The 14,700-nt window shown below is 46.7% G+C and carries 13 protein-coding genes; 11 read left to right on the top strand and 2 right to left on the bottom strand.

The annotated features are described in order from the left end of the window. The first annotated feature begins 41 nt into the window (after positions 1-41). The gene (locus tag gpAD87_RS11210; RefSeq protein ID WP_306291819.1) at positions 42-497 is read left to right on the top strand and encodes a hypothetical protein; all 456 of its coding nucleotides are present in this window, start codon (positions 42-44) and stop codon (positions 495-497) included. 69 nt (positions 498-566) lie between these two features. On the opposite strand, the gene gpAD87_RS11205 is transcribed toward gpAD87_RS11210, so the two are convergent. Both gpAD87_RS11205 and gpAD87_RS11200 read right to left on the bottom strand, forming a co-directional pair. Then, positions 567-1,418: an aldo/keto reductase gene (locus gpAD87_RS11205; protein WP_064638395.1), complete on the bottom strand. Its 852-nt coding sequence runs from the start codon at positions 1,416-1,418 to the stop codon at positions 567-569. A 222-nt stretch (positions 1,419-1,640) separates the two neighbouring features. Then, positions 1,641-2,687, bottom strand: coding sequence for an SIS domain-containing protein (locus tag gpAD87_RS11200; RefSeq protein ID WP_064638393.1), 1,047 nt, complete (start codon positions 2,685-2,687; stop codon positions 1,641-1,643). Positions 2,688-2,971: 284 nt separating this feature from the next. Between gpAD87_RS11200 and fba the strand changes: the two genes are divergently transcribed. The 10 genes from fba (at position 2,972) to gpAD87_RS11150 (ending at position 14,697) form a co-directional block, all read left to right on the top strand. Further along, positions 2,972-3,838: a class II fructose-1,6-bisphosphate aldolase gene (gene fba, locus gpAD87_RS11195; protein WP_064638391.1), complete on the top strand. Its 867-nt coding sequence runs from the start codon at positions 2,972-2,974 to the stop codon at positions 3,836-3,838. Further along, on the top strand, positions 3,802-4,764 hold the full coding sequence (locus gpAD87_RS11190) for a 1-phosphofructokinase family hexose kinase (protein ID WP_082935080.1): 963 nt from the start codon (positions 3,802-3,804) through the stop codon (positions 4,762-4,764). The genes fba and gpAD87_RS11190 overlap by 37 nt, the downstream gene beginning before the upstream one ends. A gap of 184 nt (positions 4,765-4,948) precedes the next feature. Beyond that, positions 4,949-5,749: a DeoR/GlpR family DNA-binding transcription regulator gene (locus gpAD87_RS11185; RefSeq protein ID WP_064638388.1), complete on the top strand. Its 801-nt coding sequence runs from the start codon at positions 4,949-4,951 to the stop codon at positions 5,747-5,749. Between the two features lie 70 nt (positions 5,750-5,819). Then, entirely contained in the window at positions 5,820-7,112 is a 1,293-nt protein-coding gene (locus tag gpAD87_RS11180) for an ABC transporter substrate-binding protein (protein WP_064638386.1), read from the top strand. Between the two features lie 15 nt (positions 7,113-7,127). Beyond that, positions 7,128-8,063 carry a carbohydrate ABC transporter permease gene (locus tag gpAD87_RS11175; RefSeq protein ID WP_064638384.1) on the top strand — a complete coding sequence of 312 codons (936 nt, stop codon included), beginning with the start codon at positions 7,128-7,130 and terminating at the stop codon, positions 8,061-8,063. A gap of 22 nt (positions 8,064-8,085) precedes the next feature. Continuing rightward, positions 8,086-8,910, top strand: coding sequence for a carbohydrate ABC transporter permease (locus tag gpAD87_RS11170; RefSeq protein WP_064638381.1), 825 nt, complete (start codon positions 8,086-8,088; stop codon positions 8,908-8,910). An 18-nt stretch (positions 8,911-8,928) separates the two neighbouring features. After that, complete coding sequence (gene melA, locus gpAD87_RS11165; RefSeq protein WP_064638378.1) at positions 8,929-10,230, top strand: alpha-galactosidase; 1,302 nt, start codon at positions 8,929-8,931, stop codon at positions 10,228-10,230. Then, positions 10,227-11,183 carry a carbohydrate kinase family protein gene (locus gpAD87_RS11160; protein ID WP_064638377.1) on the top strand — a complete coding sequence of 319 codons (957 nt, stop codon included), beginning with the start codon at positions 10,227-10,229 and terminating at the stop codon, positions 11,181-11,183. The genes melA and gpAD87_RS11160 overlap by 4 nt, the downstream gene beginning before the upstream one ends. 50 nt (positions 11,184-11,233) lie before the next feature. Beyond that, positions 11,234-12,781 carry a right-handed parallel beta-helix repeat-containing protein gene (locus gpAD87_RS11155; RefSeq protein ID WP_063565009.1) on the top strand — a complete coding sequence of 516 codons (1,548 nt, stop codon included), beginning with the start codon at positions 11,234-11,236 and terminating at the stop codon, positions 12,779-12,781. Between the two features lie 254 nt (positions 12,782-13,035). Beyond that, positions 13,036-14,697 (top strand): extracellular solute-binding protein, encoded by a 1,662-nt coding sequence (locus gpAD87_RS11150; RefSeq protein ID WP_064638374.1) that lies wholly within the window; start codon positions 13,036-13,038, stop codon positions 14,695-14,697. Positions 14,698-14,700 lie beyond the last annotated feature (3 nt).

Raw genomic sequence — 14,700 nt, 5'->3', positions numbered from 1 at the left:
GACAAATGACTATTGAAGTCAGTCATGGAGGTTTTAATCTTATGTCAATTAATCATCATTCGAATACATCACATCCTTATTGGATCGAGAACGTGGGCGGGAGAGAAAGGGAAGCTATGACTCCTCATCCTGTAGTTGTGGAGGTTAGGCAAGTCGCATCCAATCAGATTGTAGTGACTTACGATCAGCCAGCGGATTTAGCATCCGCAACAAACATATCGAACTATTGGATAAGAAGTAATATGGCTAGTCCATCAGATATAGCCAGTCTAGGAATGGGAGAAGCCATCGGGAAAGAAAATTCGATTCGTGCTGATCGGGGGATGATCGCTCCTATTAATAATTCCAAAACGAGATTTGTTATAACCTTCAATGTTAACGCGACTATGGGTGTTCTTTATATTTTGCTTCCATGCTTTGTCAATTTGGAGGGGAGATCCGGATTCACTGGTGGAAATTGGGGACCGTTCAGTAGAAATATGTTTATTGGGTTGTAGTAAACAGTTCAATAGGGCATGAACACAAAAAGTCGCCAGAAATGGCGACTTTTTTATCGATAGAAAGGGTCAGATTTCAAGTTTACGTGTACCGAGCCACTTCACCATTTCTGGGTCGTTATGAGAAAAGAACAGACTTTGCTTCGTATCTAATGCAGTAATTGATTCCATATCATTTTGGCTTAATTCAAAGTCAAAGATATTGAAGTTCTCAACAATTCTCTCTTTACGAACAGACTTCGGAATGACAACGACTTCTCTTTGTGTCAACCAGCGTAAAACGACCTGTGCAACAGATTTATTCACCTTTTTCGCAATGGATAGCAATACATCATTCTGGAAAAGATCATTTCTTCCTTCAGCAAAAGGCGCCCAGGATTGAATCTGAACATTATTTTCTTTCATAAAAGCAGCACTTTCGATTTGTTGATTGAAAGGGTGTGTTTCAACCTGGTTTACTGCAGGAACTACCTCATTATGAATGATTAAATCGATCAGACGATCCATCTGGAAGTTGCTAACTCCAATAGCACGGACCTTTCCTTCACGATACAATTCCTCCATAGCGCGCCAAGAGCCGTACACATCGCCAAAAGGCTGATGAATTAAATACAGATCCAACACATCCAATTGCAATCGATCCAGAGATTTTTGGAATGCTTTTTTAGTGTTTTCATATCCAGTATCCTGAACCCAAAGCTTTGTAGTAATAAATAATTCTTCTCTTGGGACACCACTTCGTTTAATGGCTCGACCAACGGCTTCTTCGTTCAGATATGAGGCAGCTGTATCAATCAAGCGATATCCTGCCATAATGGCATCGTAAACGCTTTGTTCGCATTCATTTTGATCTGCAATTTGATAAACACCAAACCCCATAATGGGCATCTCCACACCATTGTTAAGTATTACATTTTCCATGTTAAAGCCCTCCTTTTTATATGTTTATTATGTACCAAATCATAATTCTAGCGTTATATCATTCATATCAAATGTTTGCCTAATTATCTCACAGGACGCATGAAATTGATTTTTGACCTTCAAGTAAAAGACTTCTATTCTGCTGAATAGAAGTCTTTGGATCTCCCTCTGAAATTCCCCTTTTCCAACCTTCCAAGCCAATTGAAAGAACTAAGCTATCTTTTATAGCTTGACCCAGGCCACCAGCCCATCGGGCTGATCCGGGTTAATACCATGACGTTCGGCATTAGCCAAAGCAGCGATTTGCGAGATGAAGATGAAAGGAATACCCCGCACCGCTGTATTAAGCGGATGACTAGTTGTGATTTCAAGGTCGATGAACTCCTTCGGGATGCCCATCGCCGCCCGATCGGCAAACGTGATAATGGTGGCTCCACGCTCCTTAATATCCCTCAACAGATTGCGTTGATGCTCAATACCGCTGTCCGACAAGGCAGCAATCACTAAAGTATCCGAACCCACGGTGACCATCGGCCCGTGCCGAACGTCAAGAAGATGGTATGCGTGGGCTTGTGTCTTGGCAATTTCGGTCAAAGCGATGGCACCCTCGGCTGCCAGGCCTTGTAGTTCACCGTCTGCAAGCAGGACTGCATTCGTCCAATTGAAGTCGGAGACACGGCGGATGCTGTCCTCTACACGTGCCATGTAGGCTTCACCTTGATGAATCGCTTCCTGCATATCGATAATCAGCTCCTCATCACCAACAAGAAAAGCGGCAAGCAGCAGATTGGCTGCATACAGATTGGTTACTGTGCGGGTCTGGCAAACGCTATGGTCAAAAGCCCAGGGCAGTTCCAGAGGGAAATCAGCGCTTTTAGATAACGGCGAGTCCGTTACACAAGAAATCGTTAATAATGGAATACGTTGATCGGACTGGAGTAAACGCAATGCTTCAACGACCTCACTCGTACTGCCAGATCGTGACGGCGCTATGATCAGGCTACCCTCCAGCATGGGATGATAGCGGTCTGCATGGAGCATGAGATCACCAGCGGCAAGTGACATTGCAGGCAGGCCAGCACGCAAACGGAAGGAAAAAGCGGCCGCTTCGCTCAAGCAATAGCTGGACCCGGCGCCAACAAAGGTTACGGAGGTAATCGCTTGAGCTTGGACAAAGGCAGTAAATTCCGTGCGCTTGGCCAGTAAATAGTTGTAGGTCTGCTGTAGGGCCTTATATTGTTCTTTTACTTCACGATACGTCAAACTCATAAAAATACCTCCCGGGAATGATTTAGATTGATAACTTCAGTTTGTGATCTTTTCGATCAAATATATAGTTAAATGATTGTGTTAATCATAATTATGCCTTTATATCCCTCTAAATTGCAATAGTTTTCCAAAATAATGATTGATTTAATCAAATAAAAAGATTATTATGATCACAAGCTAGAAATTATCAAATGTTTCCCATACTCATCTGACCCGTGAAGGGAGGTGCAGGATCGTTCAAATCGTCGCTATGTAACGACGAAACCTTAAAAGGGGGAATGGATATGCCACTGATCTCGTCCACTGAAATGCTGCAAACAGCTCGCAGGGATCAATACGCCATCGCTGCATTTAACGTTCATACCCTGGAAATGCTTCAGGCTGTCGTTGAAGCGGCTGTAGAAACCGAGTCACCGCTCATTATTCAAACCACGGTGGGCACAGTCAACCACTTGGGACCAGATTACATTGCTCATGCGGCTAAAACCGCAGCGGACTTGACGGATATCCCCATCGCACTTCATTTGGATCACTGCACTGATTTTTCAACAATTATCCGATGCATACGAGCAGGTTATACCTCCGTTATGATCGATGCATCCATGTATCCTTTTGAAGAAAATGTGAACCTAACCCGTAAAGTGATGGAGGTTGCTCAGGCATCTGGCGTAAACGTGGAGGCTGAGCTTGGTAAGGTTGGCGGCGTTGAGGACGATATTGTCGTCGAGGAACAGCATGCTTCCCTAGCAGATCCGGAAGATTGCGTGCAGTTTGTTGAACGTACTGGTGTAACTACACTGGCTCCAGCAATCGGTACCGCACACGGTATTTATAAGGGACAGCCGAACATAGATTTTGGACGAATTGAAACCATTGCGAATCGAGTATCGGTTCCTTTGGTGCTGCACGGTGGTTCGGGCATACCAGCTGAACAGATTCATAGAGCGGTTGCACTGGGGATGTCCAAGGTAAATATAGCCACAGAGCTGCGTATTGCTTTTTCCGAAGCTATCAAGGATGTATTTTTAATCCATCCAGAAGAGAATGATCCACGTAAATACATGGCTCCGGCGAAGGAAGCAGTTAAACGGCTTGCCATGGAGAAAATACGGTTATGTGGAAGCACTGGCAAAGCCGGCGTAGTCCGATGATTACCACGGTCACACTCCATGCGGCCATCGACCGGACGTTGTACGTTGACAAGTTTGGCGTAGGTCAAGTGCATCGGGTGACAAGACAGGTTAATGAGCCAGGTGGCAAAGGCAATAACGTAGCCAAGGTGATCCGGCAGCTCGGCGGTGAAGTCACAGCTACAGGCATTATTGCCGGCAATAACGGTGTATTTATTGAGAGAAATCTGACTGAAAGAGGGATACGGACTGCTTTTATCCAATCAGCGGGAGACTCACGAGTCTGCCTCAACATTGTGGATGATTCCAGTGGTAGCTCTACCGAGCTGCTTGGGCAGGGTCCAAATATGTCAGAAGCTGAAGTTGAAGCGATCAAGAAAAAAGTACAGGAGCTCGCCATCCAGTCTAGTGCAGTTATTATGTCTGGAAGCTTACCCCCAGGTGCACCGGACACATTGTACGCAGAACTGATTTGTATTGTTCGTTCAGCAGGCGCGAAAGCCTTTCTGGATACAGGTGGAACAAGTTTCACCATTGGGCTGAGTGCAACACCCCATTTCGTGAAGCCGAATGAGCAGGAGCTGGCCGAATGGCTGGGGCAGAAGCCAAGAAACGTGAGCGAATGGGCCCGTGCAGCGCACAGGTTGGCGGATCAAGACATTGACGAGGTGTGCATAACACTCGGCAGTGACGGTGCTCTGGCTATTTTAAACGGAAAAGCATATATGGTGAAGCCGCCAACCATTCAGCCTGTGAATACGGTAGGTTGCGGAGACGCCTTTGTTGCCGGCATGGCATATGCAGGAGAGCGCGGCGATTCGGCTGAGTCCAGACTGCGTACGGCTGTCGCGGCTGCTGCTACGAATGCAATGTCTTCTAAAGCAGGTGACATCGACTATTTTCTGTTTGAGGAGTACGAACATCAGGTGCAAATTATACCTTTATGATGGTTAAAGGTTTTGAAAATCAGCTTCATATCCCTCATGAATAACCGTTAGAGAGATACTTTTCTTATGGGATGCAGTTCACGTCGACATATTGCAATCCATCCTTTCATCCTACACAATAGAGCTAGCACGGGCTGAAGTTAACGGATATCATGCAGGCCCAGACATATTAAAGGAGAGACTTATGCAATATTCAAAGGGTGAACTGCGCAGAGCACAAACATTGGAACTGATTAAATCGCATGGAAAAATATCGCTGCAAGAGATTGTCCAGACGGTTGGCTGCTCGGAAGCAACCGCAAGACGTGACTTGGACGCTCTTGAAAAAGCGGGCGAGATTATTCGAACAAATGGGGGAGCCATATATGAAGGAGGCCTGACGTCGGCGGTATCGGAGCTGCCTTTTGCAGCAAAACGCGATTTCCGACGGATGGATAAGGAACGGATTGCGGCCACGGCGGCAGCCCTTGTTAAAGAGGGAGACATTATCTGCCTGACGGGAGGTACAACGACGTTCTTTATTGCAAAAGCACTCAAAAAGCACCGTAATATTACGATTGTCACCAACGCGGTGAATATTGCTTATGAATTGGCTGATGCCGAAGATATTCAGGTCGTGGTCATTGGCGGCGTTATGCGGTCTAAAAGCTACGAATTATGCGGTCCGCTGGCGGAAAGTGTGATCGACAAAATTAACATTACGAAAATGTTTCTCGGGGTGGACGGAGTAACGCAGAATTTCGGCTTTACGATGCATTCCGAGCTTGAAGCTCGTATTGCCCAATTAACAATGGAACGTTCCAGCGAAGTTTTTGCTGTATTCGATCAAAGCAAGATTGAGAAAAGTGCTTTGTTTACGATTGCTCCCTTAACTCAGGTGACAGGAGTAATTACGAATAAACAGCCGGAGGGATGGTTTGAGCAGGCGTGCCGGGAGCATCAGATTGCGATACATACAACTACAGACCACATTGCTTCTATTTAAATACGCGTAATACTCAAACGCCCTTCCCTTCACATGCTGGCTAATTTGCAGGACAAGGGAGGATATGCGAATGCATTTTTCCAAGTTTATGCTGATCATTGCGATGGTTTGTGTTGTATTCGCTGAAGCGGGCTGTTCCAGCTCCTCCTCTTCAGGCGGCGATACATCCGCAGACCCGCAAGGTAAGGTGAATCTGGTCTTTTGGAGTCATCAGGAAGACGCCATTGTGGGCGCATACAAGAAATTAATATCCAAATACCAGACCTTACACCCCGATATAACGATCGAGTATCAGACCTTTCCATATGATGTATACAGCCAGAAGCTGAAAGCCTCATTCTCCGCGAAGAAACCACCCGATATTGCCGAATTTTTCGGCACATGGGTGCCCGAATATTCCAAGAACGATCTGCTTGTCGAAATCCCTGATAGTGAAAATGTAAAAAAAGAGTACTATGATGCTCCCCTTGGGGGATATTTGCGAGATAACAAGCTATACGGACTTCCACTTGAGTACAACATTGAGAACGGCGGCATGTTGATTCACCCGCAAATGCTCAAAGACCAAGGCTTCGATCACGCACCGTCCAACTGGACAGAGCTTGTGGATTACGCCAAAAAATTGACTGTCCGTGAGAACAATGTCATCAAAGTCAAAGGCTTCGATTTTGTATCAGCAGACAATATTACGTTTACTTTCTTATCCCTTATTTTGCAGCAAGGTGCAAGTTTTATGGGTGAAGACGAACATGTTAATTTCCACTCACCGGAGGCGGAGAAAGCGATGTCCACCTTGGTCTCGCTAGTGGCCGATGACAAAGTTGCGGATTTAACCACGTTCGGCGGTGAGCTGGATACCTCTGACTATTTTTTTCAGGGGAAATCAGCCATGACCTATCGTGGTCCCTGGACGATTGCTGCGGGACAGAACAACTATAAGGTTGATGATTTTGAATACGTTTCCGTGCCTTCTTTTACGGAAAATCCACCCGTTTTTGCTGCCGAATCCGGTTGGGGGCTTGCGGTATCCAAGAAAAGCAAACAGCAGGAGGCTGCGCTTGATTTCATCCAATTCATCTCTGAGAAGGACAACCTCTCGACATGGAATACGGACACCTTTACCGTACCAGCCAAAAAAGAAATTGCCGAAAACTCGGAATTCCTGAAGAACAATCCTCATCTAAAGCCTTCGCTGGACATATTGGCGTTAGGTCAATGGATCGGCCCTATAGCAGACCGGGATTTCTTCTTCAAACAGGTTAACGACAATTTCCAGCTGATGGCTAGTGGACAGCAGAGTGTCAAGGATGGGTTAGCGAACATCGAACAGACGATCAATGATAATCAGGATCAACATAAGTGATAGGGGTGCTGGGGCATGAGTACTGCTATATCTACCAACAAGGCGGACAAGGTTAACCCAGCGGTAAAGTCAACAGCTTACAGGGCAAAACGAAGGTTCATCTTCATCTCACTCGTACCGATCTTGCTTCTGTTCGGGGTGTTTGCTTTCCTTCCCATCGCATGGAGCCTGGGCTTATCCGCATTCAAGTATGACCCGCTCAGCTCAAACGCGATATTCGTGGGGGCGGAAAACTATATTCGCATGTTCCAGGACTCCATCTTTCTGAAGTCACTGTGGGTAACCTTCAAATTTGTATTTATCGCCGTATTGATCAACATTGTCATTACGCTTTTGATTGCTTCAGCGATACAGCGAGTCCGCATCCCTTGGCTTAAAAATGGCTTTCGGACTATATTCTTTCTTCCCACGATCGCTCCGCTAGCGGGAACGGCCATCGTCTGGAATACCATGTTCAATTACAATGATGGCTTGTTTAACATGATTCTCGCCAAGCTGAATATGGCGCCGATCCAGTGGCTTAGTGATCCGCATTATGCGCTCTACTCCGTCATTATGATGACCTTATGGGCTGATATTGGCTATAATATCGTTCTTTTCATTGCTGGACTGGATTCTATCCCGGATATGTACTATGAAGCAGCGACGCTGGAGGGGGCGGGCCGCTGGCATGTCTTTCTTCACATCACACTGCCATTGCTGCGTAGAACGTTGCTGTTTGTCTCCATCACGACAGTTGTTTCCTATTTTCAGGCCTTCCCACAATTTCAGATTATGACCAAGGGCGGACCCTTTAACGAAACACGAGTGCTGTCACTGCAAATCTATGAACAGGCCTTCTCCAGCTCCAATATGGGGTACGCATCTGCTATGGCAACCGTATTTCTAATGATCATCCTGCTTGTGACGCTGCTGCAACTTCGATGGGGACGCACGCAATGGGAACATTGAGAGGAGAGGGGAGAAGAAGCCGATGCCGCGTAAATTCAACCTGTGGGAAGGGTTTACTATTGCAGTTCTTGCAGTTATAGCTTGTGTTATGCTTTTGCCTTATGTCTGGATGGTACTTTCATCTCTGAAAAGTAACATGGACATCGTCTCAGGTTCCGCCGGTTTTTTTCCAAGTAAGCCGAGTCTGGACGGATACCGAACGGTTTTTAGCGAGGCGCCGTTTGTCACGTGGCTGCTGAACAGTCTGGTGACTTCCGTCATCATAACGGTGGTGACCTTGTTTACTAGCGCTCTAGCTGGATATGTCTTTGCCAAGCATCAGTTTAGAGGCAAGAAACTGCTGTTCATTCTGATCCTGGCAACCATGATGATTCCCTTTCAGGTTATTATGATTCCCACGTATCTGATCACCGCTGAGCTTGGACTAGTTAACCATTTGCTGGCGATTATTTTGCCCAATCTGGTCAGCTCCTACGGCGTATTTCTGGCTAAACAATTCATAGAAGAGATTCCACAGGAGCTGCTGGAGGCAGCAAGGATGGACGGTTCTGGCGAATTCAGGCTGATGCTTCGCATCGTTATGCCGCTTATTCTGCCGATGCTGTCAGCGTTGGGAATATTCACGTTTATGAACTCCTGGAATAACTATCTGTGGCCACTGATTGTATTAAATGATGAGAGCAAGATGACCGTTCCGCTGGCATTGGTCTATTTTAACGGAACGCACCAGGTCAATTACAACGTCGTCATGTCAGCTGCGGTATTGATTACAATACCGGTTATTATAATGTTCCTGATCTTCCAGAAGCAATTTATTAAAGGCCTAGCTATGACGGGCATGAAATAACGGGTGAGGAGAAGAGTTATGACTAAAATCTCAATTATCGGAGCAGGCAGTGCATTTACACGAGAGATCGCTATGGATATCCTGCTGATTGAAGGCTTGGAGGGTGGAACTATTGCCCTGGTTGATATTGACGAGCGGCGGCTTGAGTTGGCACGCAGGCTGGTGCTTCAGATCGTGGAACAGACAGGGAAGACGTGGGAGGTGATTGCCTCTACGGATCGTAGAGAGGTCATCGGCGGTTCACAGTTCGTGATTAATCAAATTGAAGTAGGCGGGCTGGAGACGGTTCGTTATGAATATGAAATTCCGCTGAAATATGGGGTAAGGCAGTGCATTGGCGATACTCTGGGACCAGGGGGACTGTTCAAGACACTCCGTACCCTTCCCAGCTGGATGGAGATCGTGCGGGATATCGAAGCGCTCTGCCCAGACTGCATCATTCTAAACTATACCAACCCGATGTCGGCGGTTACACTCCTGACTTCCCGCATTACGGATATTCCGGTGGTGGGACTATGCCACTCTATCCAGAACACGTCGGCTCAACTGGCTGAATATGCAGGAGTTCCATATGAAGAGATGTCATGGAAAGCCGGAGGTATTAACCACATGTCCTGGTTCGTGGAGCTGTCCCACGCCGGGAGAGATCTGTATCCAGTATTACTGGAGAAAATACAAACTCCTGAACTGCTGCGGCAGGACCCGGTCCGCTTTGATACGATGAAATACCTGGGTGCATTCGTTTCCGAATCCAGCGGCCATTTCTCGGAATATATCCCGTATTACCGTAAACGCCAATCACTTATCGACCAGCACTGCAACTCAGGTTATAACGGAGCTACGGGATTCTACGCTGACAACTGGCCGATCTGGCGGAGAGAGAATGATGAGCAGATCGTTTCACAGCTTGAGGGAACGGCACCGCTTGAGCTGAAATCCAGTAATGAATATGCAGCCATTATTATCGAAGCAGTATTGAAGAATGAGCCGAAGGTCATTTATGGTAACGTTCCTAACCGGGGGCTGATTGAAAATCTGCAGGCTGATGGTGTGGTGGAAGTGGCCTGTCTCGTTGATGGGAAAGGCATTCAGCCTTGTCGCTTTGGAAGACTGCCCGAGCATTTGGCCGCATTGTGCCGCTCGAACATGGCTTTTTTTGACCTGGCAGTGGAAGCTGTGCGGAGGAGTGACAGGGAGATGGCTCGCCATGCACTGATGCTCGATCCACTAACTGCTGCTGTATGCTCCCTGGAGGAGATCGGAAGTATGTTCGATGAACTGTATGAGGCGGAACAGGGATTTGTTCCGGTATTGAAATGATGCAGAGACAACAAACAAGTCCCGTTGTTGTGATTGCTGGCGAGCTAAATGTAGACGTCATTGTATCGGGAACGGATGTCATGCCGGAATGGAATGTGGAGAAAATGGTTGATGGCTTCGAGATTGTACTTGGTTCCTCTTCAGCAATTACGGCCTGTGCGCTGGCAAGCCTGGGAGCGGATGTGAGATTCGTTAGCGTAGTGGGAGATGACGATTTCGGAAAATTCTGTATAGCTGAGCTGCAGCGTATGGGCGTAAATACAGAGCATGTTACCCGATTGTCTGGCATCAAGACAGGTGTAACTCTGTCGCTCTCCACACCCGATGACCGCGGGTTGTTAACTTACGCTGGCAGTATCCCATTGTTAACACCGGATTATATCCCGGAGTCCCTGCTACAGCAGGCCGCACATCTTCATTTTGGTTCCTATTATTTGCAGGATGGAATGAGACCTCATTGGCGAGAGCTCTTTACAAGATTGCGGGCAGATGGAATCAGCACGTCTTTTGATACCGGTTGGGATGTATCCAATCAATGGGACCGCGAGGGCATAAGTGCACTACTGACGGTAACTGATTTGTTTATTCCCAGCGAGGATGAACTGCTGCACATTTTCCCTGCCGCTGGGGTAAGCCATGTGCTTGATTCCATGCTTCCTGGTGTGGCAGGAATTGTAGCGGTCAAACAAGGGTCAAAAGGTGCTACACTACGTCAACTGGACGAAAGTAGAATATCGGCCGGATCTTACACCTTGACTCCCGTCGATACGACAGGAGCAGGAGACTGTTTCAACGCAGGAATCATATATGGATACTTGCTTGGGATGCGAAGTGATGAACTGCTGCGATTTGCCAATGCATGTGGAGCATTGTCCACACTTGGCATTGGTGGCACAGGAAGCCTGCCGACGATGGAGGCTGTTCTTCTTTTGCAGGCTGAGCATGAACAATAAATCCTGATTTTAATCTAACACAACCAAATTGATCAAAGGGAGTTGAGAATATGTTGAAATTCGGTAAAACATTGCTGGTGGGATTAAGTATGGCGGTAGGGATAGGACTGGTTTCAGGCATTGAATGGTCCTCATCTGCTGCCGCAGCAGGTACGGATTACTACGTGGCGACAAACGGAAATGACTCCAGTGCGGGAACGAGCAGCGCTCCATGGAAGACGCTTCAGCACGCAGCGGATGCTGTTCCTGCAGGCAGTACGGTGCATGTTCGTGGCGGTGTGTACAACCAGAAGCTGAAGATCACCCGCTCAGGCTCCGCTTCACAGGGGCCGATTGTATTCACTAACGATGGCACGGAGACTCCGATTATTGACGGTACAGGACTTTCGGTTAGCGGGATTGAAGGGTTGATTGACCTGACCGATGTGAATTACGTTACCCTTCAGGGATTTGAAATTCGCAATTATACTACAGCTACCAAGGACGTCATGCCCGTAGGCATTTATGTTCACGGATCAGGCAGCTTTATCAATTTGTCTGGTAACAAAGTCCATGATATCAAAAACACGGCCACCCCAACCGGCAGTGATCTCCTTGGCCGTGACGCACATGGGATCGCCGTATATGGAACAAAGGCACCGGAATCCATTCACGATATTACGATTAATGGTAATGAACTGTATAATCTTGTGCTCGGCTCCAGCGAATCCCTGGTTCTCAACGGTAACGTGGACACCTTCTCGGTGACGAATAATGTCATCCACGATAACGACAACATCGGCATTGATCTCATCGGATATGAGGGTAAAGCGCCGAATACGACTTACGATCAGGTACGGAACGGACTCGTGAAGGGCAACAGAGTCTACAATATCACTTCCAACAATAATCCTTCGTATGGGAAGTCACTTCCGAATAACAGTAATGCGGCCGATGGCATTTATGTCGATGGTGGCAAGGATAGTATTATTGAACAGAACTACAGCTACAACAATGATATCGGTATCGAGATTGCGTCCGAGCATGCCGGTAAATCTACCAGCAATATTACTGTTCGCAGCAACGCAGTCTACAACAACCGACTCACTGGCATCGCCATGGGCGGGTATGATACCAAACGCGGCTCCACCGTAAACTGTAAGATCGTTAACAATACCGTATACAAAAATGACACGCTTGGCGATGGCAGCGGCCAGCTTTACGTTCAATACGACACACAAAATAACGTAATTAAGAACAACATTTTTGTAGCCAGCTCTACAGATGTATTGATTTACAATGAATACACCAAAAATTCCGGAAACGTTGTGGATTATAATCTTTATTTCGCCCCTGCCGGAAGCAATGGAGCCAGCTGGACTTGGAAAAATAAAGATTACACAGGATTCTCCGCTTATAAAACGGGAACTGGCAATGACGCGCATTCCTTGTTCATCGATCCCAAATTTGTGAATGCTTCAGGATACGATTTCCATCTTCAATCTACATCTCCAGCGATTGATGCCGGGAACACGGACAACGCAATTATCGGAACACTGGACATTGAGGGGAAACCGAGAGTACAGGGGGCTGCTGTGAATATCGGCGCTTACGAGTGAGACTTATAACCTAACTGGAAGACTCTCCCGAAGGCAATAAAACAAAGGTAGCTGAGTAATCAGCTGCCTTTGTTTTATTTTATTTAAAGAGTAATAATCCTCTTTAAATAGCCGTGCCTGAGTTAGAACTTATCTAAACCAATATTTAGGTAGTCAGCGGCATTTCCATTTCGATCCAAGGATAGTAAAATCGGTGATAGGATGATTAATGCAAAGGTTAATTCACAACTGTAGTCAAGAAAGGAGGATGTGGAATGAAACCCGGTTCCATTAAGCACAGCATGGTCATCTATGGGACCATAATCTTAATGCTGGTTTTGGCCGCGTGTTCCCAATCAGAGCAAATTGAAAATCCATCACTCCCACAGCCCATTCATCCTAAACAACAGCCGATTGAATACAAGTCGAACCCCGATGAACCCGCATGGAAGCTTGATACCACGCCTGTGGATTTAACCTGGTTTGTAGGTGCGAACTGGTATGGGCACACATGGGGTGAGAGCATGACCTCCAAAATTGTAACAGAGAAAACAGGTGTTAACATCAAATTCGAAGTGCCATCCGGCGAAGCCAGCGAACAAATTGCGCTCATGATGACTTCCGGTAAGCTGTCTGATTTGATGACAATAGGCTCGTGGGAAAGTGCGATTAATAAGTTGTGGGAAGGGGATCAGGTATATGCCTTAAATGAACTGGCGGAGCATTATGATCCCTACTTTTTCAAGGTCGCGGGGGACGGTACACTGAAGTGGTATCGTCAGGAAAACGGCAATACATATGGCATTCCAAATGATTCATACAGCCCCAGCCTAATGCAGACAACCGGTTTGACGGCTGCGAACCAAACCTTTTTGGTGCGAAAAGATCTGTATGAGGCTATGGGTAGACCCGATTTGAGCACTCCGGAAGGCTTTCTGAACGCATTACAATTGTTAAAAGATCAGTATTCTGTGTATAAAGGTCAGCTCATTAGTCCCTTCTTTGCTCAGGGGAATGTCTCTTATGGGATGACCGAGTACCTGCAAAACTTGCTGGCTATTCCGCATGAAAAGGGCGGCAAATTTAACGACCGTATGACCGACCCAGACTATATCACCTGGTTGAAAACCTTCCGTACAGCTTATGAGCGTGGCCTGATTAATGTAGATTTTCTAGTAGATTCGAATGCTCAGGTAGAGGAAAAAACCAGTAATTCCCGTTATTTTATGATGATTCGCGAGTGGACTGGCATGGCGGCTATCAATCCGATATTGGCGGCAGGTGCATATCCAAACTCATACTACATCGCTGTGGATGGCCCGCAAAACAGTCAAGGTGATTCCGCCAGATTGTTCCCTGGTAACATGGACGGTTGGATGGTTACGATGATTAGTAAATCCACCAAGAGTCCTGAACGAGCCATCCGATTTTTGAGCTATTTAGCGAGTGAAGAAGGCCAAAGGGATGTATTTCTGGGTAAAGAAGGCGAAACATGGGCAATGAGGGATGGCAAACCGCAGTTGACGGCGGAAATGGTCCAATTGCTTGACTCAGATAGGGAGCGTCTGGAAAAGGAATACGGTATCATGGATACCTACTGGATGCTGCGCAACCCTGCTTTCGTTAACCAGTGGAGACCAGAAAAGGCGGCATCCGTTAAGCAAATGGAGGAGTTCGCGAACAAACAGGCGGATATGGACAGCGGCATCTATAAGGGAATAGATCCTGTTGGAGATTCCGATATAGCCTTATCCTGGTCGCGTATTTCTCAGAATTGGGAAGAAGTTCTACCTGAACTGATTACTGCCAAAGATGAAGCTGCGTTTGATAAAATTTTCGAGAATTTCTTGGCCCGCCGTGTGAATTACGGTTTTAATCAGGTAATGGAATACCGTCAGACCGAGCTGGAAGCGAGAAAAGCCAAGATGGCTGAGTAATCA

Origin of the sequence: Paenibacillus sp. AD87 (assembly GCF_001659845.1) — a bacterium.
GTDB classification, from domain to species: domain Bacteria; phylum Bacillota; class Bacilli; order Paenibacillales; family Paenibacillaceae; genus Paenibacillus; species Paenibacillus marchantiae.
This window is presented reverse-complemented; position numbering and strand designations above follow the sequence as displayed.

Excerpts from the sequence above, each read along its gene's own strand:
- gpAD87_RS11210 (WP_306291819.1), top strand. The coding sequence starts at position 42 with ATGTCAATTAATCATCATTCGAATACATCACATCCTTATTGGATCGAG.
- gpAD87_RS11205 (WP_064638395.1), bottom strand. The coding sequence starts at position 1,418 with ATGGAAAATGTAATACTTAACAATGGTGTGGAGATGCCCATTATGGGG.
- gpAD87_RS11200 (WP_064638393.1), bottom strand. The coding sequence starts at position 2,687 with ATGAGTTTGACGTATCGTGAAGTAAAAGAACAATATAAGGCCCTACAG.
- fba (WP_064638391.1), top strand. The coding sequence starts at position 2,972 with ATGCCACTGATCTCGTCCACTGAAATGCTGCAAACAGCTCGCAGGGAT.
- gpAD87_RS11190 (WP_082935080.1), top strand. The coding sequence starts at position 3,802 with ATGTGGAAGCACTGGCAAAGCCGGCGTAGTCCGATGATTACCACGGTC.
- gpAD87_RS11185 (WP_064638388.1), top strand. The coding sequence starts at position 4,949 with ATGCAATATTCAAAGGGTGAACTGCGCAGAGCACAAACATTGGAACTG.
- gpAD87_RS11180 (WP_064638386.1), top strand. The coding sequence starts at position 5,820 with ATGCATTTTTCCAAGTTTATGCTGATCATTGCGATGGTTTGTGTTGTA.
- gpAD87_RS11175 (WP_064638384.1), top strand. The coding sequence starts at position 7,128 with ATGAGTACTGCTATATCTACCAACAAGGCGGACAAGGTTAACCCAGCG.
- gpAD87_RS11170 (WP_064638381.1), top strand. The coding sequence starts at position 8,086 with ATGCCGCGTAAATTCAACCTGTGGGAAGGGTTTACTATTGCAGTTCTT.
- melA (WP_064638378.1), top strand. The coding sequence starts at position 8,929 with ATGACTAAAATCTCAATTATCGGAGCAGGCAGTGCATTTACACGAGAG.
- gpAD87_RS11160 (WP_064638377.1), top strand. The coding sequence starts at position 10,227 with ATGATGCAGAGACAACAAACAAGTCCCGTTGTTGTGATTGCTGGCGAG.
- gpAD87_RS11155 (WP_063565009.1), top strand. The coding sequence starts at position 11,234 with ATGTTGAAATTCGGTAAAACATTGCTGGTGGGATTAAGTATGGCGGTA.
- gpAD87_RS11150 (WP_064638374.1), top strand. The coding sequence starts at position 13,036 with ATGAAACCCGGTTCCATTAAGCACAGCATGGTCATCTATGGGACCATA.